Below are 22,778 nucleotides of genomic sequence, written 5' to 3'. Positions count from 1 at the left end.
GGTGATTTGTTGTGGGTCAACCAAGCGCCATGGCGATGGTGTGCACCGCCTTCAGCGTTGCCACCGAATAGGCGACATTGCTGAAATCCGGATAGGTCGAAAGCTTGACCACGACCATGCCGGTGTCCCAGTCGATATGGATCATCTGCCCGAACACGCCCCGGCACATCAGCGCGCGTGAGCGCGGGTCTTCGATCCAGAACTGGTTGCGATAGCTGCCTTCGGGCAGGCTCGGATTGAAGTCCGGCCCATGCCTGCCGTTGCGCGTCGCCTCGACCCAGTCGGCCGGCACGATGCCGCGGCCCTTGTCGAGGATCAGCTGGCCGAAGCGGGCGTAATCGCGCAGCGTCGCGTTGAAGCCGCCATCGGCCAGCGCATAGCCGGCGCTGTCGACCGTGAAGCAAGCGCTTTCGTCGGCGCCGAGCTTCTGCCACAGCTCCTCGGACACCAGCTGCGCCAGACGTTTACCGGTGACCCGCTCCATGATGAAGGCAAGCACGTCGGTCTCGATCGAGCGGTACTCGAACGCGGCGCCATGCGGCCGCACCTTGTCCTTCAGCTGCAGGATCAACTCGAACAGATGCGGCGGCCATTGGAAATCCGGATCGCTGTCCGGCGGCACCGGCTTCCAGCCCGTGGCGACATCAACCTGGCCGATGTCGGAGTAACGGTCGGTGTATTCCTCGGAAAACCGCACGCCGGTGGTCATATCCAGCACATGCTGCACGCTGGCGCCGTCCCAGCCGGTCGCGCCGAGCTCCGGCAGATAGGCGCTCACCGGTTTGGCCGGGTCGATCAAGCCGCGCCCAACCAGAATACCGAACACGGTGCCTGTTACCGACTTCGCCATCGACTGCGACAGATGCAGCGTGCGCTCGGCCATGCCGTTGAAATAGCGCTCATAGGCGACCTTGCCGTCTTTGAGCACCAGGAAGCCGTCCGTGTAGGTCTCGTCGAGCAGGCCAACGAGCGTCGTCGGACGGCCCTTGCTGTCTTCCACCGGCAGCGCGTCGAGATCGGTCTCTGCGCGCTCAAGACGATGGCGATGGCCATTACCGCGCCAGACCTCGATGGTCGGCAGGAATTCGCGGATGTGTTGGAAGGCCCAGCGATTCCATGGCGGCCGGTCCCAGTCGAGCTTCGGCAGCACCATTTGAGGCGGCGAGCCCTGCATGATCGACGGCCGCGGATCGCTGTTGCGATAGGAGTCCATGAAAGCCATTCCGGAAAAGAAAAGACCCGGCGGCGCATGCCGCCGGGTCAGTCAGACTGCGGTTATTTCTGCAGTTCGGTCCAGATCTTGGTGTAGATGTCCTGGATCTCAGGCGCGCACATCTTCTGGAATTCGCCTTGTGCCTTCGCAGCCTCCGGAATGACGACTTCCGGGGCATCCTTCATATCGGCCGGCATGTATCTGTCCGAGCCGGTAATGGCGTTTGCGTAACGGTGGAAGGCCGAGAGGCCGGCCGCGTTTTCCGGATCCATGATGAAGTTCTGGAACAGCTTGGCGTTCTCGACATTTTTGGCTTCCTTGAGAACGACGACGTTATCGCTCCACAGGCCGTAGCCTTCCTTCGGATAATTGTAATGGATGGCCGGATTGGCCAGCCGCTGACGCAGCGCCGAACCGTTCCAGTCGCTGGTCGCCTTGAAGTCGCCGGCGCCCATCTTTTCGATGGTGTTGTATTCCATGGCGATCCAGTTCGGCTTGGCCGCGACAAGCGTGTCGCGCACCTTCTTCAGCACCGTCTTGTCGTCGGTGCACTGCTGGCCGCCGACATATTTGATCGCCGCGAAGATAACGTCATTCATCTCGGGAACGACATTGGTCTTGCCCTTCAGCTCGTCCGGCGTGTTGAAGATGATGCCCCAGCTGTCGGCTGGTCCCTTGTAGGCATCGGTGTTGACGACGACGCCGACGGTGCCCAGCGCCCACGGCACGGAATATTTGCGGCCGGGGTCGAAGTCTGGATTGGCCCATTCCGGCGCCACGTTCTTGAAGTTCTCCATCTTGCCCGGATCGGTCTCCTGCACGAGGCCCTCCTTGATCCAGATCGGCACGTAGGTTTGCGACGGAACGGCGATGTCGAAGCCGGTGCCGCCCTGGCGTACCTTGGCGAGCGCCGTATCGTTGGAATCGTAATCGGTGATGGTCACCTTGACGTTGTATTTGGCTTCGAACTTTTTGATCACGTCGGGGCTGGTATAGTTGCCCCAATTGTAGATGTTCAGCTCGCCATCGGCGCGGGCCAGGCTCGTCGTTGCGAGCAGCGCCAACCCCATGGCGGCTGTCGTTGTTTTCCAGTTCATGGTTTTAGCTCCCATTTGTCGGTTCAGTCTCTTTTCCTGCTGACGAAGAAAAACAACGTGACGATCGCGACCGAAAGCAGCAGGAAGGCGGTCGATATCGCGTTGATCTCAGGCGTGATGCCGCGGCGGATCTGGCCGAGCATGTAGGTGGGCAGCGTATCCTGGCCGCCCGATTTGACAAACTCGGTGATGACGACGTCATCGAGCGAGATGACGAAGGCCAGCATCAGTCCGGCCAGTATGCCGGGCCACAAAAGCGGCAGCGTGATGCGGCGGAAGGTCTTCCAAGGCGTCGCGTACAGATCGGCGGCCGCGCGCTCCAGCGTCAGGTCCATGTTTTCCAGCCGCGCCCGGATCGGCAGATAGGCAAACGGGATGCAGAACGCCGTGTGCGCGGCGATCAGATAGCCAATGCCGGAATAGCCGGTGAAGATCTTGATGCGCGAGAAGAAGATCAGCAGCGCCACGCCCGTGACGATCTCGGGCACCATCAGCGGCTGGTTGATCGCCGCATATTTGAAGGTGAGGCCCGGATAGGACGCGGTGCGCGTGGTGGCGAGCGCGGCCATGGTGGCAAAGATTGTCGACAGCACCGCAGCGACGGCGCCGATCTGGAACGAGCGTAGCGTCGCGTCGATAACTTGCACGTTCTGCCAAGCCGACTGGAACCAGCGCATCGAAAAGCCGCCCCATTCGGACGTCGAGTTCGCCGCGTTGAAGGCATAGGCGACCAGCACGATGATCGGCAGATAGAGCACGATAAAACAGGTCGCAGCGATCACCGTGAAGCCGGTCTGGTGCTTGATGGAAAAGTTCTTAGCCATGCCGCGTCCCCGACTTGCCGGCATTGCGCACATAGGCAAGCAGCGCCACCATGACGATGATCATCACCGTGATCGACAGCGCCGAGCCGAGCGGCCAGTTGCGGCCTTGGCCGAACTGCAATTCGATCAGGTTGGACAGCATCATATTCTTGCCGCCGCCAAGCACGCTCGGCGTCACATAGGCGCCAAGGGCTGGAATGAAGACCAGGATGGAGCCGGCAATGACGCCGGGTTTGACCAGCGGGAAAATGATCTTCCGCAATACCTTGAATCGGGTCGCGTAGAGGTCGTAGCCCGCCTCGACGAGGCGAAAATCAAGCTTCTCCATGCTGGCATAGATCGGCAGCACCATCAGCGGCAGATAGACATAGGCCATGCCGATCAGAATCGCCGTGTCGGTGAAGAGGATCTGCACCGGCGCTGAGACGATACCAAGCTTGATAAGGATGGTGTTGATGATGCCTTCGTTGCGGATGATCTGCAGCACGGCGAAGGTGCGGATCAGAAGGTTGGTCCAGAACGGAATGGTGATCAGGAACAGCCAGAGATCCCTGGTTTTCTCGCTGCGCGTCGCCATGAAATAGGCGGTTGGAAACCCCAATGCCAAAGTGGCGATCGTCGTTATCACCGCCAGCTTGATCGAGCGCCAGAAGATGGTGACATGCGCTGCCGCAAGCGAAAGCGTATCGTCGAAAATGTCGCGTTCCATGAACACCGACAGCCAGGCATCGGGCGAAAACTGCCACTTCACATCGCCATAGGGGCCAGGCGTCAGGAACGAGTAGATCAGCACGATCAGCAAGGGGCCGGTCGCGGCGAGGAAGATCACCAGCAAGGCTGGCGCTGACAGCAGCCACCGGTCGCGCACATCGCGTCGCTCCGCTGCCTTGGCGACTTGTTCCGCGGTCGCCATGATCAGTCCTTCAGCACTTGCGCGGCGTCGTTGCCGATCATGATGCCGATCTGGCCGCCCTGCACGAAGCCGTCACCGGCGCCGCGGCTGTTCTGACGCCGCACGATGAACGGCTCGCCACCGGCAAGGCGCAGATGGAAGTGCGTGTCGGTGCCGAGATAGACGATGTTTTCGACGGTGCCGGACAGCGAAGCGCTCGGGCTGGCCGTGCCCAACTGCGCATGCTCTGGACGCACGACGATGGTGACCTTGCCGCTGGGGCTGAAGCCTTCCGGCAGCGAGGCTGGGATTTCCACACCAGACGGCAGCTTCACCGTCGCCCGGCCACCAGTCGCGCTAACCACATCCGCCTTGAGGAAGTTCGACTCGCCGATGAAGTCGGCGACGAAACGCTCGGCCGGCCGGTCGTAGATGTCGCGCGGCGAGCCGACCTGCAGGATTTTGCCCGACGACATCACCGCGATGCGGTCCGACATGGTCAGCGCTTCCTCCTGGTCGTGGGTGACGAAGATGAAGGTAATTCCGGTCTCGTGCTGCAGCCGCTTCAATTCGATCTGCATTTCCTTGCGCAGCTTGTAGTCGAGCGCCGAGAGCGGTTCGTCGAGCAGGAGCACCTTGGGCTGCGGCGCCAGCGCCCGGGCGAGCGCCACGCGCTGCTGCTGGCCGCCGGAGATCTGGCTGGTTCGGCGACCCGCCAGCGCCTCCATCTTCACCAGTTTCAGCATCCCGGCGACGCGCGCCTTGATCTCGGCCTTCGGCTTGCCCAGCATTTCCAGGCCAAAGCCGATATTGTCGGCGACCGTCATATGCGGGAACAGCGCGTAGGATTGGAAGACGGTGTTGACCGGCCGCTTGAAGGGCGGCAACGGCGCGATGTCCTGACCGTAGAGGAGGATTTCGCCGGCGGTTGGAAAGTCGAAGCCGGCAATCAGCCGCAGCAACGTGGTCTTGCCGCAGCCGGATGGTCCCAGCAGGGTGAAGAACTCATTCTCGCGGATGGATACCGAGACCGTATCGAGGGCAGCGACCTGCCCCTCACCCGATCCGAAAATTTTACTGACGTTTACGACTTCAATTGCATTCCGATCCGGTTTTTCCGGCACGATACGCCTCACTGTTCACCCCGCTCTTGCTGGCGGAGCTTTTCCCCTGTTCGATGTGACCACACGGCCGGTAGGTTGGCAAGTCCGGCATTGAATCACAGTTCAGTCGGTCATTTCGTCTTGCAAGCGGCAAGCTGTGCAAGCCGCATGCCATTGTCAGGCCTGGTAGGTGACCTTGCCACCGCAGACCGTCGTCACCGGCCGCAGCTTGTGCAGATCGGCCGGCGCCGTCTTCTCGATATCGGCCGACAAAACCACCAGATCCGCCATGTAGCCGGGTTTCAGAACGCCTTTGCGATGCTCGGCGAATTCGGCATAGGCGCCCTCGACCGTGTAGGCGGCAATCGCTTCCTGCAGCGAGAAACTCTGGTCAGGATCGCCTTCTGCCCATGGTTTGCGCTGCACTGCCGCCTGAATGCTCAGGATCGGGTCGATCGCCGCCACCGGCCAGTCCGAGGCGAACACGACATGGGCGCCGGCGCTTTTCAGGGCGCGCCAGGCATAGCTCAGCGGCCAGCGGGCCGGCCCGATGCGTGACACCGTCGGCTCCAGAGGAAAATCCATGGCTCCGGGCGGATGCGACGGCTGCATCGAGGCGATGACGCCGAGTTCGGCAAAACGCGGCACGTCGGCTGCTGTGGTGACCTCGATGTGCTCAACCCTGTGCCGGCTGTCGCGCTTGCCATTGACCTTCCGCGCCGCCTCGTAACCGTCGAGCACCGCGCGCACCGCGCCGTCACCGATCGAGTGCACGGCGATCTGCAGCCCGCGTTTGTCGATAGCCACGGCGAGATCGATAAATTGCTGCGGCGTGAACAGCGGCTCGCCGACCCAGTCGGGACGATCCGCATAAGGTTCGACCATAACAGCGGTCCAGGAATCGAGCACGCCGTCATAGAACACCTTGACCATGCCCGATGACAGCCACTCGCCGTCGTAGCGCTCGGCCATGACGGACGCCTTCTCGAGCATGTCGAGCGTCATGAAGTTCTTGTAGTGGAACGGGATCTTGACGCGGCAGGGCAATCCCTCCTCGGCCTCGATCTCGGAAAGCAGTTCGAGTTCGTAGAGATTGCCGTCCATGTTCTGGATCGAGGTGATGCCGTGGCGCGCGCACCATGCAAGCCCGCGCCGCATGATGTCACGGTCAGCGGCCCGCTCGGCGGCCGACGGCATTGGGTCCGGCTCGCCGCCGGTCGACAGCCCCAACCGCACCCGGCTTTCGCCGGCAAGGTCGAGCACCGGACCGAAGGCCTCGCCCTCGCGCAATTCGCCCGCGGCCAGGCCGTCGTCACCCATCACGATCTCGTTGCCCGGGCCGAGCGTGCGTCCCTTCAGGATGCCGGCCATCTCCAACGCCTTGGTGTTGGCCCACATCGTATGGTGGTCGGGCGCCGCCATGCAGAAGGGGCGGTCGGGCAGGATGGCGTCGAGATGATGGCGTGTCACCCGCTCGTCGCCGAGCACGGTGTAGTCGACGCCCTGGCCCACAAGCATTTTCGCCTCGGGCCGCGTCGTTGCGTAGTCGCGGATGGCGCTTTGAAGCGCCTCGAAGCCATGGATACCGCCGAGTTGAAGATGCGCGAGCTCGGCCCCTCCCGAGAACAGATGCATGTGGGCTTCGATGAAACCGGGCAGGACCGAACCGCCCTTGGCGTCGATCACCTCTGTGGTCGTTCCCTTGAGTTTTTCGATGGCGGCGTGGTTGCCGATGGCGATGATGGCGCCGTCCTTGACGGCAATCGCCTCGGCGGCGGGATTGTCATCGTCCATGGTCCGCACGCGACCATTGATGACGATCAGATCAGCATTTTGACCCGCACCCGTGACAGACATCGCGACTCCGCGCTTTTGACGACTGGCTGAGACCGACAACCCTCTAGTCCGACAAGCTGCCACTCCGCCGGAGCGGCTTTATCGGACGAAAACTGATGCCAGTGCGCTGTTTCGAAATTCCCCTTGTGATCTCTCGAAACAGCGTGGATAAAAGAATGCGACTAATTAGTCGCGTTTGTCAACGTGCCGAATTTCGAATGTATTGTGGACAACACACCACGCCAATGTTGAGACCGGGACCTGTGTTGAAACCGGCAGGGAACGAAGGCATCAATCCGTGAAGCGCAGTCTCAGCCGCGAAACCAGGATGGCGCTCGAACCGCGCAAGCAGCCGCGGCAGGAACGGTCGAGCAAGGTGGTCGACAGGATACTCGACGCTGCGCTGACCCTGACGCGGGAGCAAGGAACCAAGACGCCGACGACGCTCGCCATTGCCCGGCGCGCGGGCCTGTCGGTCGGTTCGGTCTACCAGTACTTTCCCAACAAGGAAGCCATTCTCCTCGACCTCGCCCGGCGCTGGCTGTCGTCGTTTCCCGAGGTGATCGCCAGGCGCATCGAGGTCACCCCACCCACCAACCGCGACGAGTTTCGGCAGGAGGTGCGCAAGCTCTTCATCGATACCTCCAGAATATATCTCGAAAACGCCACCCTGATGCCGGTGATCGAGGCGATATCCGGCAATGCCGACCTCAGGCCGATCCAAGACGGATATGACGAGCAGATCATCGCGCTTTACGCCGCGTGGCTGCAGCATGTGAACCCGGCCCTTGAAGACAAGATCGCCAGCCGGCTCGGCGTGCTGATGATGGATGTCGGGCACGCCTGCCGGCTTGTGGGGTTGAAGCGGGATCGCAAGACATACGACCTCATCGAGGACGATGTGGAAAGAATGTGGCTCGCTCTGGTCACCCCCTATCTCAACCTTGACTGATTTCGCTATTTCGAGAGGAAATTCATGAAGACTGTCTATTCGCCGCTTCATGCCGGCCATGCCGGCCAGATGGAACTGGTCACGTCGGCAATCGTGCCGGGTTTCGAAAAGCCATCGCGGGCCGAGTTCATCAAGGCGCGGGTCGAGAGCGAGAAGCTGGGGCCGATCATCGGACCGGTCGAGCACGATCTCACAGCCGCCAAGCGCATCCACAAGGCCGACTATATCGACTTCCTGCCGACCGTCTGGCCGGCGTGGAAGGCCGCCGGCTTCGAGGGCACGGCGATGCCCTTCACCTGGCCGACGCGCGGCCTGCGCGGCGACGTGCCACCCAAGCGCGTCGACGCCTTGCTCGGCTACTATTCCTTCGACGCCGGCGCCACCTTCGTCGAAGGCACATGGACCGCGATCAAATCGTCCTATGACGTGGCGCTGACGGCGGCGGCCTTGGTCAAGGGTGGCGAGCGGTCGGCCTTTGCGCTCTGCCGCCCGCCCGGCCATCACGCCGGTGCCGGGTTCATGGGCGGCTACTGCTACATCAACAATGCCGCGGTCGCCGCGCAGTGGTTCCTCGATCAGGGCGCAAAACGCGTCTCGATCCTCGACCTCGACTATCACCACGGCAATGGCACGCAGGAGATCTTCTATGAACGCGCCGACGTGCAGGTTCTCAACCTGCATGGCGATCCCATGGTGGAGTATCCGTTCTTCCTCGGCCATGCCGATGAACGCGGCGCCAGCGCCGGCGAAGGTTTCAACGTCAATTATCCCATGCCCTTCGGCACCAATTGGGACGCCTGGAACGCCTCGCTGGAGGACGCTTGCGCCAAGCTCGCCGCCTACGCCCCCGATATCGTCATCGTGTCGCTCGGCGTCGACACCTTCGAGAAGGACCCGATCAGCCAGTTCAAGCTGAAAAGCCCGGACTATCCGAAGATCGGCCGGCGCATCGCCAAGCTCGGCCTGCCGACGCTGTTCGTGATGGAAGGTGGCTATGCCGTCGAGGAGATCGGCATCAACGCCGTCGGCGTGCTGACCGGCTTCGAGGACAAATAGGAAAGCGATTCCAGGATAAGTGTGAGGCGGTTTTCCGGCCGGAATTGCGCCAAGGAGATATGGGGCGGCTCCGGCCGCCCCGACCATCTAGGCGGCCGCAGCCGGGTTGGGTGCAACCACCGGAACGGCTGGCCTTCGCGACCGGCCGATGCGGTAGACAATCACCGCCGCAATCACGCCTGTCGCCAGGATGGCCACCGCCAGCAACGGCCGGTACCAGAACCAGGCAATCGCAATCGTCACCGTGCCGACCAGGATCGCCAGGACGAAGGCGATGATGCCGGTGCCCATCCGCGCCATGCTGCCGAGGAAGGGTATGACGTCGAGGATCACCCCGATCGGGCTGAGGAACAGCGCAAAGCCTATGGTCAGCAACAGCAAGCCGGCGCCGCGCAGCAGCCAGGTGATCAGCGTGTTGGCGCTGACCGCGTCGGCGAACATCTTTTCGGCCGGGACGTTGCCGGTATCGACCATCAGCAGCGCATCGCCGGCTTGCGTCTGGTAGGGCTCGAAGCGGCTGCCGGCCTGGCGCGCGATGATGCTGATCACGCCCAGCGGCGCCAGTTCGTAGCCGATGCGATAGTCGCCCAAAGCGGGCTTCGTGTTGTCATTGCCGAGATAAATCTTGCCATCGACGATGCTGAGCGGTTTCGTTCCGGTATAGGCAGCCTTTATCGCCGCCGACTGGTCGGCTGAGAGCGAATAGTCCTTGTCACCCTCGATACGGTCCAGCACTGGCGTATCGAGATCGAAGGCGACAAGCTTGCCCTCAGGAATCTGGAAGGTCCCGCCGGGGATTTCCATCGGCGGATTCTGGTGGCCGTCCGGCTTCTTGAAGTCCGACGAGTCGATCTGGCTGTCGTTCCACACCTTGGAATAGCTGTAGGTGGTCACCGTCTCTTCGCCACCGCCGAGCTTCTTGGTCGTCTCCGACTTGGACTCTTCCTTCCACTGATACATCTCGACACTGCGCGACAGCCGCAGCCCTTGCGTGGCGATGCCGAAATCCGGATCCGCCAGGCCGCTGTCCGCCGTCACCAGTCCGCTGACATGAACCAGCTTGCCGTCATTGGCGGTATCGACGCTGTCGGCGCCGACCGAAACCACCGCTCCAGAACCTTCGGCCAGCGAGCGCGCCGTCTGCACGGCGCGGCCTTCGTTCCAGAACAGCCCGATCACCATCAGCACGATCAGGATAAGGCCGAAGATGACCCCGCCGACCGCGCGCTTGATCCGCCCGAACCACGAGACGGATGTGACTTCCCGAAATGAATCGCTCATCGTTTCCCCCGAAACAAAGTTGCCCAAGATTTAAACGCGGCCGGCGGCCGCCTCGTATCGATCAGTCGGCGTGGATCTGCGCGCCGCAGTCCCTATCGCCTGTACAGGAATGCACCGCCCGTGTCGTGCCGCCATCGCCGACCCGCCATGGCGATGCGGAGAGCGGCGCCTGGCGATTGCCCCCGAGAAGATCGAGCGCCCGCATCGCCGTCTCATCGCCGACCTCGTCACGCTTGACGATCTCGACGTCCTTGAAACCGATAGCGGCAAGCTGCGGCATCACCACATCGGGGTCGCCCGCCACCACGATCAGCGACGGATCGAGCGACGCCAGGGCCAGCGCCTGTTTCTGAACCGCATCGAGCGTCAGCTTTGTGCGCGCCGCCATGCGGGTTTGCTGGTCCTCCAGCGTCGATCCGCTGCCGACCGCGCCAATCAGCGAGGAGAACAGACCAGCCGACGTCTCGGCCGATCCAGCCAGCGCCCGGCGATAGACAGTCACCGTGCGGTCGACCTCGTCCTGCGCCACCGGCAAGGTGGTCAGGCCGGCAAATCCTTTCAGGATTTCGGTAATCGCCGGCCCGGTGTTGGCGCGCTCGACGGTGGTTGCCACGACCAATCCCGAGCCGGCCTTCATCGGGCTCATCAGATAGCTCGACACGCCATAGGAGTAGCCCTTCTCCTCGCGGATCACCGAATTCAGCCGGCTGGAGAAATCGGCGCCAAGCAGGTTGGAGACCGCGGTCGATTCAGCGCGCTCGCTCTCGTCGGTGCCGGGCGCCGGCCGCGCCACGAACAGCGCCGACTGGCTGGCGCCGGGTTCGGGCACCAGCAGCACTTTCTGTCCCCCGTTGAAATGCGCCGCCGGCGACGGCTCGACGGCATAGCCGGCGGTGTCGCTTGTCCACGCGCCAAATGCTTTTTCAAGGCTGGCGGCGACGGTCGCGACCGGCATCGGGCCGACGCTGTAGAAGGTCACCGCCTTCGGCGTGAACTCCGCCTTGAATGCGTCCCTCGCCTCGTCGAGCGAGATCGAGGCCAGCGCCTTTGCCGACCAGTCCACCGCTGCCTTGCCCGGCACCTGCGGGATCAGCGTCGCCTTTGCCATGCGGCCGGCAACGCCGGGCAGATCCGCCTCGCGGCCGTTTAGCCAGTCGACTGTCTGCGCCATCAGCACCGTCCATTCGGTCTTGTCGAAACGAGGCTTCAGCACCGCGTCGGCGAGCAGGCCAATACCCTGGTCGAGCTTTTCCGGCGGCACGCCGAGCGTCATCATCGTGGTCAGCGTTCCGGCCTGGTGGCCGACGCCGGCGCCGATGTCGCTGGCCGCCTTGGCGAAATCAGCCGAGCCGCGATCGGCGGCCCCGCGTGTCGCCATGCTTGCTGCAAGCTCCAGCAATCCCTCCTTGCCTTCCGGCACGCTGTTCCAGCCGCCGGCGGCACTGGCCGCGACATAGACCATCGGCGCTTCCGGCATTGTGTAGTGGACGAGTTTGATGCCATTCGAGAGCGTCGCCGTTTCCATGGCGGGCAGTGTTGCCGAAGGCGCTTGCCCGGCCGCATGCTTCGGAATGTCGATCGCCGCTCGCTCCGGCGCGGTGAACGGCTGCGGTGTGCCGGACGAGCCGATCAGTGCATCGGGATAGCCGCCGCGCGGTCCGGGCTTCAGCACCAGCACGCTGGCGTCTTCCGGTTTCAACAGCCGCTTCATCGTGGCCTCGACATCCGCCACGCTGGCGTCCTTCACCCGCGGGTCGTCGACCAGCGCGCTCTGCGCATCGCCGAGCACGTCGGCATTGTAGGAGACGACGCCGGCGCGATCCTTCAGTGCTTCGCTGCCGAGCCGCGCTGCCTGCAAGATGCCCGTGCGCGCACGCTCGACATCGACCGGATCGAGCGGGGTCTTCAGGAAATCCGCGAACGCCGTTTTCATCGCGCTTTCCAGCGCTTCCGGCGCCACACCTTCGGCGGCACCCGCCTCGAAGGTAAAGCGGCCACCGAGCAGACCGCCGGTCCAGCTCGCGCTGGCATAGGTGGCAATGCCCAACTGCGAAACCAGCCGGTTGCGCAAAAATCCATATTCGCCGTTGCCGAGCAGTTCGGCGGCAATGCTGAGCGCACCATTGTCGGGCGACTGCGCCACCGGGCCACTGAAGCCGACCACGACGATGGGGCTTGGTACACGATCCTCGAGCACCAGCTTGAGCCGGGCCTGCGTCGGTGCCGGCACGGCGGGCCGCGCCACATCGGCGCCGCGCGCCACGCGGCCGAACGTGTCGGCAATCAGCGCCTTGGTGTCGTCGATCTCCAAGTCGCCGACCAGCACCAGCACCGCATTGTTGGGCAGATAGTAGCTGTTGAAGAAACCCCTGACATCGTCGAGCGTCGCCGCATCAAGATCGGCGACCGAGCCGATGACCATGCGGCTATAGGGATGCGGCTTCGGGAACAGCCCGGACCAGAAAGCTTCCCAGCCGGATGCGCCGGCCTTGTCGAGCACGTTCTGGCGCATCTCGTTCTTGACCACCGAGCGCTGCAGATCGAGCTTGGCCTGAGTCACCGAACGGCCGAGATTGGCCATGCGGTCGGCCTCCAGCGACAGGATCATCGGCAGTGACGACGACAGCCCGTCGACGTAATAAACGGTGCCGTCTTCGGTGGTCCAGGCATTGATCTCGTTGCCGAGCGCGGCGTGCGCGCCGAACACGTTCGGCCAGGCCGGCGTGCCGGAAAACATCAGATGTTCGAACAGATGCGCAAAGCCCGAGCGTCCCGCGGGTTCATTCATCGACCCGACGCGGTAGCGCAGGTTCATCACCACCTTCGGCACGCGATGGTCGGGCACCAGCACCACCTGCAGCCCGTTGTCGAGCGCATAGGTAACGGTCGGCTCAGCCTTGGCGGGCGCTTCCATACCGGCAAGAACCGCAAGCACCACCGTGAACGCCAGGAAAACCTGCTTCATCATGACCCCCGATGCTGATGGCCGCGAGCAAGCGCCGCCAAATCCGCCGTATGACCGAAGGGATGCCCACCCCTGCCGGCTGCCGAGACCCTATCGGAATCGATCGGCCCTCGATACGCAGTATCGCAACACCCTCTGGCTTTTTCGTGTCGGCGTTTCAGGCCTTTTGCGGCGGAAAAGGCCGCGGAAGCCGCCCCTGAGTCGCTTGAGTCCAATAATATTGATTTTGTCAAATCGCGTTTGATGTCGGATTCATCTGCGGGTAGATTAGACCCGAATCAGCCGGTCCTTGGGGGCGCGGCGACCACCCAAAGTCTCAAGTTCCGGCAAATGACCGGCACCAGACGCGGACGGCTTCGCGTTCCCTGAATGGATTCGGCGATCAGCGCGACCGCCGCGCCGTGTGAGTGCTTCGTAAACGTGATGCGTCTTCAAGTTCGGCCGCTGCTAGCCCCAGCGTCCGGGCTCAAGAAAAGACTCCGGCCATGACATACAACCAAAGCATCCAATGAGCAGTTCCGCCGCGCTTCTCCAATCCGATACGTTAGGCTCGCGCCTTGAATCGCGCGGCGATCTCACCTCCTTTTTCATGCAGCTTGCCGCCGAGATCGGCGCCGACAGCTACATGCTCGTCGCCATCGTCCACGACCAGGATCGCAACGACGCCCGCATCGTCTCATCCAACTGGATCTTCGACGCCATTGAACTGATCGGCAAGCGGCTGATCGCCGGCCTTGCCCAGGGACCGCTGACCGTTGCACCTGGCATCCGCCCGAGGCCGCTGGTCGCCGCCGCGGCGCCCGACGCCGGCGGACTGCTCACCGGCGAAGAGGCGCGCCTGCTCGATGTGCTTGGCCATGCCGAAGTCTATTCATTGCGGCTCAATGTCGGCCGCCAGCGGCTGTTTGCGCTTTTCTCCGCGGCCGAGGCCGGCAGTATCGACCAGCCGGCGCTGATGAAGGCTCAGTTGAAGTGCTGCTACGCGCTGTCCGCCATCCCGCAATTGATCGCCGCCGCCGCCATGCAGGACCCGCTGTCCGACCGCGAGCGCGAATGCCTGTTCTGGGTGTCTGAAGGCAAAACCACCGATGAGGTCGCGGTGATCCTCGGGGTCTCGTCCAACACCGTCAACAGCTACATCACCCACGCCATCCAGAAATTCGCGGCCTCGAACCGCGCGATGGCCATCGCCACGGCGATCAGGAGCGGCATCATTTGAAACACGCTGACATCAAGGCGGCGGCCGAAGCCCTTTTCAACGAGCAGCGCAATCCGTTCGGCGCCTTCTCCATCGGTTCCGAGACGCACCATGCCGTTACCATCCCGGACGCGGTGCGCCGCTGCCGCTGGATCGCCGTCGACATCAACGCGTCGGCGTTTGGCCTCTATTTCGTCAGCCCCTCGCCGGAACGGGCGCGCCTGGTGCCGAGCTTCGATTCCGACTATCCAGCCACTGCGGTGACAACCAAGTTCATCGCCGGCGCCAATGGCGAGGAGATGGTTCGCCACAGCGGCGCCTCGACAGCGCCGCGCTGGTGGGCCGATGACGGCATCGCCGGCTCGGACGCCGTCTTCAAGAACCTCGCCTGGGCGGAGCGGACGGCGCCGCTGGCGCCGGGCACCAACGGCATTGGCTTTCCCGTCCATGCCGATCGCGGCCATTGCGGGCTGGTGGTGTTCCTCGGCTCGACGATCGCTTTGCCGGAGGACACGCTCTACGAAATCCACGCCCGCTGTTTTTCGCTGTTCGCCGCCGTCGCCCGAATTCGTCCGAACGATGCCGGCCGGATGCGGTCGATCTCCAAGCGTGAACTGGAGTGCCTGAAGCTGACCGCCAACGGCAACACCAGCGAAGAGATCGCCAGGCTGCTGAAGCTGTCGGTCCACACCGCCAACCAGTATCTCACCCAGTCGACGCAGAAGCTCAACGCGGTCAACCGCAACCAGGCGGTGGCCAAGGCGCTGCGGCTGGGGCTGATCGAGTGATCGCGTCTGGCAGTTGGAGTAAGACAAAAGATCAGCGATAGGCGAGCGGCTCGGTCCTGCGGATTCGCGCCTCTTCGATCACCGTCTCCAGCAAAGCGGTGTTGTGCTCGGGGTCTTCCCCGGGCTTTTCGAACGACACATAGTTGACCGCGACCGAAGACCTCTCCTCGCTCAGCGTCAGCTGGAAATAGACGGTGACGCCCGGCGGCCGAAGCTCGAGATCGAGCACGATGCGCGGGCTGCCGCTCCAGTCGACATGTGCCTCTCCGCCATGGCCGAGCCTGAGCGTGCCTGGGAGGAAAAAAAGCTCCACAGCCGAATCCACCAGATCCGACAGGCAAGCGAAATGCTCGAGCCGGATGAAGGCGATGTAGTCGGCGACGTCGATCAGCCGCAACTCGTCGACCACCTGCTCGATGGCCTTGGCGACGATGAGTTCGCGGGATTTTGCGTGCGGTTGGCGGTTCATGAAATTTGTCTCCGCTCAGCCTTTTTGGAGTAGACGATCCGCACCAGTTCGGCGACGGCCTGGTAGAATTGCGACGGGATCACGCTATCAACCGAAACTTGCTTGTACATGGAGCGGGCGAGCGCCACGTCCTCGAAGATCGGGATGTTGTGCTCCTTGGCAATCTCGCGAATCTTGAGCGCCACAAGGTCCTGGCCCTTGGCCAGCACCATGGGTGCTGAATCCTCGTCGCGGACATATCTGAGCGCGATGGAAAAGTGCGTCGGATTGGCGATGATCAGCGTCGCGCGCGGCACCGCCGTCATCATCCGCTTGCGCGCCCGGTCGCGCGCCAGCGAGCGCAGCCGCGACTTGATGATCGGGTCGCCCTCGGACTGCTTGAACTCGTCCTTGACCTCCTGCTTGGTCATCCGCAGATCCTGCTTCCAGTGGAAGCGCGACCAGACGACGTCGACCGCCGCGATCAGCCCCATGACGAAGACGATCGCCACCAATATGTCGACGGTGATGCTTTTGATGACGAGGCCGAAAGCGACGGGGTTGGTGATCATGCCGGCCAGGAGCTGGCGGTAGTCCTGCGATAGCGTGAAGTAGAGCACGATGCTGGCGAAGCCGAGCTTGCCCAGCGATTTCAGGAACTCGACCCAGCCCTGAATGCCGAACATCCTGGTCCAGCCTTTGGCTATCGAGATGCGCGACAGTTGCGGCCGGATCCGCTCGCCGACGACTTGCGGCATGTTCTGCAGCACCGAGGCGCCGATGCCGGCCACCACCAGCAGCACCAGCAGGCTGACGACGGCGTTGCCTATTTCCATCATCACGGTCTTGTAGAGCGCGATGACGTCGGTCTCGGTGTCCATCGGCCACGCCTCGGGCTTTTCCAGGAACATCGACAGGAACATGCCGAGATCAACGACCGCGTCCTTGGCGTAGAAGACGGTGAACACCAGTATGGCGATGAAGGACGCCAGAAGTGCGGCCTCTCGCGAATGGGGCAGCTTGCCCTGTTCGACGGTGTCGCGGATCTTCTTTTCGGTCGCGTCTTCGGTTTTGGAGTCTTTGTCCGCCGCTTCAGCCATTCAGCGCTCGGCGTTAAGCCGCTTCGCTCTGCTGCGATGAGGGCAGTTCGAAAGCCCCCTCGCGCGAAAGCCGGATTGTCGCCACCGCGATGTTCTTGCGCGCCGTCATGATGTCGGCAAGCTGAATGCCTTCCGAGCCCTGGCCGAGCTCGGACTCGATCATGCGCCGCGACCGTGCGCCGATCGCCGACAGCACCGATTCCGTCAATGCGGGCGCCGCACCGCGCAGCGCCAGCGTGATCAGTTCGGTCGACAGCCCGTCGAAAAGGAGTACCCTCGCCTTCTGCGTCAAAAGCGGCAGATCGTCGAAGGCAAACAACCTGGAGCGAACACCGCCGAGGTCCGGCGTGCCGGCCTCTTCCAGATCCTGCATGACCTCTTCCAACTGAGGCTTGTCCATCTCGTTGAGCATACTGGCGACGCGCGCCTGTCCCGCCGAGATATCCTTGGTCGCGGTCTGCGCCAGCACGCTGGCGCGCAGCTGGTTCTCGATGATCCTGGTGGCCGCGTCCGGAATGGTCGCCATCGTCACCATGCGCTTGATGATCTCGCTGCGCATCGGCTTTTCCATGGTCAGCAAAATGTTGGCGGCGGCTTGCGGCGCAAGCTTCGACAGCACCATGGCCGCGGTCTGGGGATGCTCGGCGGCAAGGAATGTGCCCAGACGCGTCGGTTCGAGCTTTTCCAGCTCCGGCCAGATCGGCGGTGGCCCTTCCGGCGCAACCTCGAAGCGCTTGTCGCCCATGATGGCGCTCATCTCTTCGGGCGACAGCGATTCATTGAGGATCGTGTCCATCCGGTCGGCGGAATCGAGCAGGCCCGCACCTTCGGTGAACTCGGCCTCGAATTCGGCAACGATGCGTTCGAGGTCGCTTTGCGGAATGGTGCGCAGCAGCCGCGCCCCTTCGATCAGTGCCTTCAGTTCTTCTTGCTTGAAGAATTTCAGCAGCCGGCTGGCCAAAGGTTTGCCCATCGCCACCAGGATGGCGGCGGCCTTTTGCGGGCGCGTGAGCGTCACCGGCGTCGTCATGGCATCCGCTCCTGCTGAGACCGCATGTCATTCATTGCTCAAGCGCCCTTGGTCGCCGCGATAATTTCGGTCAGCCTGATGCCAAAGCGCGACGGATCGCTTTCCAGCACGGTGATCTCGCCGCGCGCGATCTTGCGGCCGTTGACCACGACATCGACCGGTTCGCCGATGCGCCGGTTGAGCGCCACCGTCGAGCCCTTCTGCAGCGCCATCAGGTCCGACACCGGCATTTCCGTACTGCCGAGGATGATCTGCACATCGACCGGGATGCTCATGATGATGTTGGAATTGGCGCCGGACGTGGCAGCCCGCAAGGCGGCGTCGGGGCGCTTTTCCTCCTCCTGGAGGACGCCGCGCAATTCCTCGATGGCGCGGTCGAGTTGTTCGTCCGGCTGGTCGATATTGGCTTCCACCTTGGTCTTGGCCATCAGTCGTCTCCAAATGCTTGGGCTTGCCCGGCGTCAGCCCGGCATGAGCCCATCGATAAAATCCTGACCGGCATCGTAAGGATGCCTGATCCGGACGGTGTAGTTCTGCCCGAGTTTACCGAACTCGCAGACAAACAGCGTCTTGTCGCGCGCGCTCAGCTTGGCTTGGGACTGCGCCGTCTCCTCGAGCTCGATGATCTGGCCCGGCTCGAAGCCGGCGAGGTCGCCGAGCGTCAGGCGGGCCAGCGGCATGGTCGCTTCGAGCGTCACCGTCGAGCGCATCACTTCTTCGGAAAAACGTGCCCGCCAGTCGGAGGTCGTGCCTTCGCTGTCGTGGACATCGGCGATACCGCGTGTGGCCAGCAGGATGCGCTGCGGGATCATCACCGTGACCGTTCCGCTGTCGGTCGGCGTCGAGATGCCGAAGACGATGCGCACCGCCGCGCCATCGCGCAGCACGCGGCGCTTGGCTTCGCTGCCCGAAAGCGCCCGCGGCACCGGCAGCCGCAGCTCGAGCGAGCGCCGGCCCGATCCGTTCAACGCCTGCGCAACTTCCTGAAAGACCGTGGTCGCGACATCGGTCTCGATCTGCGACAGAGCGCGCTCGATCGGCGAAACCGGCTGATCCGGATCGCCGCCGAACAGCGCGCACACCATCACGGCGATGGCCGGCGCATCAGCCACCAGCGTCATCGCATCCGAAGACGTCGGCGATGCTATGATGGCCATGGCAAAGGCATCGCCGGCATTCGTGCGGGCATCGGGAACACGGCTGATCTCGACCGTGCGCAGGTCGACGGTGACCGGTGCACCGAGCTCGCCGGCCAGGCTCTTCTGCAGCAGCGGCAGTGCGCGCTCCCCCATTGAGCGCCCGGTGCCGATGACGTGAGCGGCCTCACCGCTGTCACCGACCAGACGCTCGATGATCAGCGAGCGGGCTTGCGAGGGGCTGCCAGGACTTGTCATGACGGCGTGCGGTCCTGTCTGTCGTCATGCATGGCTCAAGCCGCTTTCTTCTCGGCGGAAGCTGTGTTCATCGTGCTTTGCTCGACGGCATCGATCGTCGGCCGCTCATAGGACGAGATGGTCTTGCGGCCGAACTCGATCGCCACCTGCGGCAGAGCGCCGTTCATGTAGGCAAGCAGCGTCTGCTTGACGATGATATAGAGGCGGTTCTTCTTCTCGCGCACCGTCTTGATCTTGGTGGCGACCGGCCCGACCACTGCATAGGACAGGAAGATGCCGAGGAAGGTTCCGACAAGGGCGGCGCCGATCAGGCCGCCGAGGATTTCGGGCGACTGGTCGAGCGCGCCCATCGCCTTGACCACGCCGAGCACGGCGGCGACGATGCCGAGCGCAGGCAGACCGTCGCCCACCGCCACCAGCGCATGGTAGGCCTTCATCTTGTCGGACTTGATGGTCTGGATTTCCTCGTCCATCAGCGCCTCGATCTCATGCGAGCGGGCATTGCCGATGATGATGATGCGGCAGTAGTCGCAGATGAAATTCGTCAGGTCGTGGTTCTTCAGCACGGTCGGGAACGCCTGGAAGATCGCCGACTCCTCCGGATTGTCGATGTGCGCCTCGACCTCGCTGCGCGACTTCGAGCGCAGTTCGCGCATCAGGCTGTGCAGCACGCCCAGCGTCTCCAGATAGTCGCGTTCTTTCGGTACCGCCTGCTTGAACGCTTCGAGGATACCCCTGCCGGTGTCCTTGACCGTCTTCATCGGGTTGGCGACGAGAAAGGTGCCAAGTGCGGCGCCACAGATGACCACCGCTTCCCAAGGCTGCATCAGCACATGCAGATGGCCGCCCATCGCCATGAAGCCGCCGAGAACACAGCCGAGCGTCACCACAAGTCCGATCAGAATGCCCACGCCAGATCCTTCCGCATCACGTCAGGCCTAACCGATAGCCCCCGTGCCTTGTGTGAGGCTTGAATCATGCAAGGTGAGGCGATTCAGCCTCGCGCAAGCAAGTCCGCATACTCTTGCTTTTGAAGCTGCGACCGGAGGCATGTCGTGTTGAGCACTTTTACCAGCTACCAGCTCATCGCCAGGGACATCCCCAAGGCGATCGACCGCATCGAGGCGGAGCCGATCACCAAGCGCGACACCGACTACTATCTCGCCAACATCGGCAGCGTGAAATCGATAGACGATTTCGTAAAGAACGACCGGCTGTTCAAATATGCCATGAAGGCCTTCGGTCTCGGCGACATGGCTTACGCCAAGGCCTTCATGGTCAAAGCCCTGAAGGAAGGGGTGTCGGATTCCGACAGCTTCGCCAACAAACTGAGCGACAAGCGTTATGCCGAGTTCGTGTCGGCCTTCAATTTCGCCGCCCTGGGCCCTAATGCCACGAGCTACAATTCGGCGCAGCAGGGCGTGACCAACAATTACGGCCTCCAGGTCTCGGTCGGCCCTTCGCAGAACGGCTTCACCTACTACAAGGGCGAAACCTCGTACTACCTGAGCAACATTTCCAACGTAAAATCGATCGACGACCTGATGGGCAACGATCGCCTGCTCACCTATGCGATGGCCGCGTTCGGCCTGGACGCCGACGCCGAGCCGGCTGCGACCGTGCGGGCCATGCTGGAAGGCGGCGTCACCGACCCGAACAGCCCCGCAAACACGTCGACAAACAAGGGCTATGCGGCTTTCGTCGCGGCTTTCGACTTTGCCCAATATGGCGACCAGGCTACGGCGGGCGACGCCGTCCAGCAGGCGGTCCCAAAAGCTGTGATCGGCGGAACCGGGCTGCTGCTCGTCAAGCCGACCGCGCAATACATCAAGGGCGAGGCCGACTACTACGCAGCCAACATCTCCAAGGTGAAGTCCATCGAAGACCTGCTGAAGGACAAGCGCCTGCTGACCTTCGCCATGGCTGCCTATGGGCTTGATGCATCGACCCAGACGACGAAGCAGATCCGCACCATGCTTACCGGCGGCGTTGCCGATCCGTTGAGCCCCGCCAATTTGTTGACCGACAAAAGCTACGCCAACTTCGTCACGGCCTTCAATTTCGCCCAGTATGGTGATCAGACGACCACCCGCGACGCCGTGCTGAAGACCACGCCGAAGCTCTACACGACCGAGTCCAGTCTTGGCCTCATCAAGCCGAATGCGGACGCCGTCCAGGCCGAGACCAGCTACTACCTCGCCAACATCACCAAGGTGAAATCGGTCGACGACCTGATGGCCGACAGCCGCCTCTACAACTATGCGCTGTCCGCCAGCGGGCTCGATCCGGCGACGATCAACAAGGATCTCGTCCGTGATGTCCTTGAGGGCGGTGTCCGCGATCCCGCCAGTGTCGCCAACAAGCTCTCCAACAAGGCCTATGCCAGGCTCGCCACCTCGTTGAATTTCGAGGCCTACGGCGAAGCGGCAACGACCCGCAGCCCGTCGCAGCAGCCGGTGGTCGACAAATACATGCGCCAGACCTTGGAAGAAGACGCCGGCAAGACCAATGAGGGCGTGCGGTTGGCGCTCTATTTCGAGCGCAAGGCCTCGACCATCACCAACTGGTACGACGTGCTGGCCGACACGGCCCTGGCCAGCGTGGTACGCACCGCCATCGGCCTGCCCGATTCCTTCGCTGCCGCAGATATCGACAAGCAGGCGCAGGCCTTCGAGGCAAAGCTCGACCTCACCGATTTCACCGACCCGGCCAAGCTCGAGAAATTCCTCACCCGCTTCACCAGCCTTTGGGAAATCAATCATCCGACCTCGACCGCCCAGACATCGATCGGTGTGCTGTTTGCGCAGCCGACCACCGTCGGCATCTCGACCGATCTGATGATGGCCATGCAGAAACTGAGATTCTGAGAACACCATGCAGGACAGCCTTTACGTCGCCCTTTCCTCGCAGATCGCGCTTGAGCGCCGTCTCGACACCATCGCCGATAATGTCGCCAACGCCTCGACCATCGGCTTTCGCGCCACCGGCGTGAAGTTCGAGGATGTCGTCTCCGGCAGCGGCCCCAAATCGGTGTCCTTCGCCTCCTCCGGCAAGACCTATTTGTCCGGCGCGCATGGCGCGATGACGCAGACCGGCAACCCGTTCGACTTCGCCGTCCAGGGCGATGCCTGGTTCGGCATCGACACCCCGGCCGGCACCGTGATGACGCGCGACGGACGCTTTTCGATGAACGAGAACGGCGAGTTGATGTCGCTCGAAGGCCATCCGGTGCTCGACGCCGGCGGTGCGCCGATCCAGCTCGACCCGCGCGACGGCCCACCCAAGGCGGGCGCCGACGGCTCGCTGCGCCAGGGCGACAAGCTCGTCGGCGCCATCGGCCTGTTCAATTTCGATCCCGGCCCGAATTTCGTCCGCTACGGCAATTCTGGCATCGTGCCCGCGCGTGCGCCGGAGCCGGTCACCGACCGTTCCGATCTCGGCGTCGCGCAGGGCTATGTCGAGGAATCCAACGTCAATCCGGTGCTGGAGATGACGCGCCTGATCATGGTCCAGCGCGCCTTCGAGAACACGGCGGCGCTGATGCGCCAGACCGATGCCTCGACCGACGACGCCATCAAGACGCTCGGCTCCAAGTCGTAGC

General features: G+C 62.9%; 20 protein-coding genes. 6 read left to right on the top strand and 14 right to left on the bottom strand.

Annotation, left to right across the window (positions count from 1 at the left end):
* Positions 1 to 16: 16 nt before the first annotated feature.
* The 6 genes from NLY33_RS12285 to NLY33_RS12260 form a co-directional block, all read right to left on the bottom strand.
* A complete protein-coding gene (locus NLY33_RS12285; RefSeq protein ID WP_023707660.1) occupies positions 17 to 1,213 on the bottom strand; it encodes a serine hydrolase domain-containing protein in 1,197 nt (398 codons plus the stop codon).
* A gap of 62 nt (positions 1,214 to 1,275) precedes the next feature.
* Positions 1,276 to 2,310: an ABC transporter substrate-binding protein gene (locus tag NLY33_RS12280; RefSeq protein ID WP_023703961.1), complete on the bottom strand. Its 1,035-nt coding sequence runs from the start codon at positions 2,308 to 2,310 to the stop codon at positions 1,276 to 1,278.
* A 23-nt stretch (positions 2,311 to 2,333) separates the two neighbouring features.
* Positions 2,334 to 3,134: an ABC transporter permease gene (locus NLY33_RS12275; RefSeq protein WP_023671766.1), complete on the bottom strand. Its 801-nt coding sequence runs from the start codon at positions 3,132 to 3,134 to the stop codon at positions 2,334 to 2,336.
* Positions 3,127 to 4,047 (bottom strand): ABC transporter permease, encoded by a 921-nt coding sequence (locus NLY33_RS12270; RefSeq protein WP_023703962.1) that lies wholly within the window; start codon positions 4,045 to 4,047, stop codon positions 3,127 to 3,129. The genes NLY33_RS12275 and NLY33_RS12270 overlap by 8 nt, the downstream gene beginning before the upstream one ends.
* 2 nt (positions 4,048 to 4,049) lie before the next feature.
* Positions 4,050 to 5,150: an ABC transporter ATP-binding protein gene (locus NLY33_RS12265; RefSeq protein WP_023703963.1), complete on the bottom strand. Its 1,101-nt coding sequence runs from the start codon at positions 5,148 to 5,150 to the stop codon at positions 4,050 to 4,052.
* 156 nt (positions 5,151 to 5,306) lie between these two features.
* Positions 5,307 to 6,986, bottom strand: coding sequence for an amidohydrolase (locus tag NLY33_RS12260; RefSeq protein WP_023703964.1), 1,680 nt, complete (start codon positions 6,984 to 6,986; stop codon positions 5,307 to 5,309).
* A 277-nt stretch (positions 6,987 to 7,263) separates the two neighbouring features.
* Between NLY33_RS12260 and NLY33_RS12255 the strand changes: the two genes are divergently transcribed.
* Positions 7,264 to 7,917, top strand: a complete 654-nt coding sequence (locus tag NLY33_RS12255; protein ID WP_023703965.1) for a TetR/AcrR family transcriptional regulator — start codon at positions 7,264 to 7,266, stop codon at positions 7,915 to 7,917.
* 24 nt (positions 7,918 to 7,941) lie between these two features.
* Entirely contained in the window at positions 7,942 to 8,973 is a 1,032-nt protein-coding gene (locus NLY33_RS12250) for a histone deacetylase family protein (RefSeq protein ID WP_023703966.1), read from the top strand.
* A gap of 87 nt (positions 8,974 to 9,060) precedes the next feature.
* On the opposite strand, the gene NLY33_RS12245 is transcribed toward NLY33_RS12250, so the two are convergent.
* Both NLY33_RS12245 and NLY33_RS12240 read right to left on the bottom strand, forming a co-directional pair.
* Complete coding sequence (locus NLY33_RS12245) at positions 9,061 to 10,254, bottom strand: TMEM43 family protein (RefSeq protein WP_023703967.1); 1,194 nt, start codon at positions 10,252 to 10,254, stop codon at positions 9,061 to 9,063.
* Positions 10,255 to 10,315: 61 nt separating this feature from the next.
* Positions 10,316 to 13,222: a M16 family metallopeptidase gene (locus NLY33_RS12240; RefSeq protein WP_286439808.1), complete on the bottom strand. Its 2,907-nt coding sequence runs from the start codon at positions 13,220 to 13,222 to the stop codon at positions 10,316 to 10,318.
* 505 nt (positions 13,223 to 13,727) lie between these two features.
* Here NLY33_RS12240 and NLY33_RS12235 point away from each other — a divergent pair.
* Both NLY33_RS12235 and NLY33_RS12230 read left to right on the top strand, forming a co-directional pair.
* On the top strand, positions 13,728 to 14,438 hold the full coding sequence (locus tag NLY33_RS12235) for a helix-turn-helix transcriptional regulator (protein WP_023671758.1): 711 nt from the start codon (positions 13,728 to 13,730) through the stop codon (positions 14,436 to 14,438).
* On the top strand, positions 14,435 to 15,205 hold the full coding sequence (locus NLY33_RS12230) for a helix-turn-helix transcriptional regulator (RefSeq protein WP_023703970.1): 771 nt from the start codon (positions 14,435 to 14,437) through the stop codon (positions 15,203 to 15,205). The genes NLY33_RS12235 and NLY33_RS12230 overlap by 4 nt, the downstream gene beginning before the upstream one ends.
* 31 nt (positions 15,206 to 15,236) lie before the next feature.
* On the opposite strand, the gene NLY33_RS12225 is transcribed toward NLY33_RS12230, so the two are convergent.
* From NLY33_RS12225 to motA, 6 genes are read right to left on the bottom strand one after another with little or no spacing between them, the layout of a single operon-like run.
* Positions 15,237 to 15,674, bottom strand: a complete 438-nt coding sequence (locus NLY33_RS12225) for a BspJ family T4SS effector nucleomodulin (RefSeq protein WP_023671756.1) — start codon at positions 15,672 to 15,674, stop codon at positions 15,237 to 15,239.
* Complete coding sequence (gene flhB, locus NLY33_RS12220) at positions 15,671 to 16,753, bottom strand: flagellar biosynthesis protein FlhB (protein WP_023683475.1); 1,083 nt, start codon at positions 16,751 to 16,753, stop codon at positions 15,671 to 15,673. The genes NLY33_RS12225 and flhB overlap by 4 nt, the downstream gene beginning before the upstream one ends.
* 13 nt (positions 16,754 to 16,766) lie before the next feature.
* Positions 16,767 to 17,783 (bottom strand): flagellar motor switch protein FliG, encoded by a 1,017-nt coding sequence (locus tag NLY33_RS12215; protein WP_023707656.1) that lies wholly within the window; start codon positions 17,781 to 17,783, stop codon positions 16,767 to 16,769.
* Between the two features lie 38 nt (positions 17,784 to 17,821).
* Positions 17,822 to 18,211, bottom strand: a complete 390-nt coding sequence (gene fliN, locus NLY33_RS12210) for a flagellar motor switch protein FliN (protein ID WP_023683477.1) — start codon at positions 18,209 to 18,211, stop codon at positions 17,822 to 17,824.
* Between the two features lie 33 nt (positions 18,212 to 18,244).
* A complete protein-coding gene (locus NLY33_RS12205) occupies positions 18,245 to 19,177 on the bottom strand; it encodes a FliM/FliN family flagellar motor switch protein (RefSeq protein ID WP_023703971.1) in 933 nt (310 codons plus the stop codon).
* Positions 19,178 to 19,212: 35 nt separating this feature from the next.
* Positions 19,213 to 20,088 (bottom strand): flagellar motor stator protein MotA, encoded by an 876-nt coding sequence (gene motA, locus NLY33_RS12200; protein WP_023671751.1) that lies wholly within the window; start codon positions 20,086 to 20,088, stop codon positions 19,213 to 19,215.
* Positions 20,089 to 20,232: 144 nt separating this feature from the next.
* Here motA and NLY33_RS12195 point away from each other — a divergent pair, with 144 nt between their 5' ends.
* Positions 20,233 to 22,044 (top strand): DUF1217 domain-containing protein, encoded by a 1,812-nt coding sequence (locus NLY33_RS12195; RefSeq protein WP_023703972.1) that lies wholly within the window; start codon positions 20,233 to 20,235, stop codon positions 22,042 to 22,044.
* Positions 22,045 to 22,051: 7 nt separating this feature from the next.
* On the top strand, positions 22,052 to 22,777 hold the full coding sequence (gene flgF / locus NLY33_RS12190) for a flagellar basal-body rod protein FlgF (protein WP_023671749.1): 726 nt from the start codon (positions 22,052 to 22,054) through the stop codon (positions 22,775 to 22,777).
* The last annotated feature ends 1 nt before the right edge of the window (position 22,778 follow it).

The organism is Mesorhizobium sp. C432A (assembly GCF_030323145.1).
Lineage (GTDB): Bacteria > Pseudomonadota > Alphaproteobacteria > Rhizobiales > Rhizobiaceae > Mesorhizobium.
This window is presented reverse-complemented; position numbering and strand designations above follow the sequence as displayed.

Bases quoted from the DNA above. Each gene is read 5' to 3' on its own strand.
- flgF (WP_023671749.1), top strand. From the start codon at position 22,052: ATGCAGGACAGCCTTTACGTCGCCCTTTCCTCGCAGATCGCGCTTGAG.
- NLY33_RS12240 (WP_286439808.1), bottom strand. From the start codon at position 13,222: ATGATGAAGCAGGTTTTCCTGGCGTTCACGGTGGTGCTTGCGGTTCTT.
- NLY33_RS12285 (WP_023707660.1), bottom strand. From the start codon at position 1,213: ATGGACTCCTATCGCAACAGCGATCCGCGGCCGTCGATCATGCAGGGC.
- NLY33_RS12225 (WP_023671756.1), bottom strand. From the start codon at position 15,674: ATGAACCGCCAACCGCACGCAAAATCCCGCGAACTCATCGTCGCCAAG.
- NLY33_RS12275 (WP_023671766.1), bottom strand. From the start codon at position 3,134: ATGGCTAAGAACTTTTCCATCAAGCACCAGACCGGCTTCACGGTGATC.
- flhB (WP_023683475.1), bottom strand. From the start codon at position 16,753: ATGGCTGAAGCGGCGGACAAAGACTCCAAAACCGAAGACGCGACCGAA.
- NLY33_RS12280 (WP_023703961.1), bottom strand. From the start codon at position 2,310: ATGAACTGGAAAACAACGACAGCCGCCATGGGGTTGGCGCTGCTCGCA.
- NLY33_RS12270 (WP_023703962.1), bottom strand. From the start codon at position 4,047: ATGGCGACCGCGGAACAAGTCGCCAAGGCAGCGGAGCGACGCGATGTG.
- NLY33_RS12215 (WP_023707656.1), bottom strand. From the start codon at position 17,783: ATGACGACGCCGGTGACGCTCACGCGCCCGCAAAAGGCCGCCGCCATC.
- NLY33_RS12245 (WP_023703967.1), bottom strand. From the start codon at position 10,254: ATGAGCGATTCATTTCGGGAAGTCACATCCGTCTCGTGGTTCGGGCGG.
- fliN (WP_023683477.1), bottom strand. From the start codon at position 18,211: ATGGCCAAGACCAAGGTGGAAGCCAATATCGACCAGCCGGACGAACAA.
- NLY33_RS12205 (WP_023703971.1), bottom strand. From the start codon at position 19,177: ATGACAAGTCCTGGCAGCCCCTCGCAAGCCCGCTCGCTGATCATCGAG.
- NLY33_RS12250 (WP_023703966.1), top strand. From the start codon at position 7,942: ATGAAGACTGTCTATTCGCCGCTTCATGCCGGCCATGCCGGCCAGATG.
- NLY33_RS12235 (WP_023671758.1), top strand. From the start codon at position 13,728: ATGAGCAGTTCCGCCGCGCTTCTCCAATCCGATACGTTAGGCTCGCGC.
- NLY33_RS12260 (WP_023703964.1), bottom strand. From the start codon at position 6,986: ATGTCTGTCACGGGTGCGGGTCAAAATGCTGATCTGATCGTCATCAAT.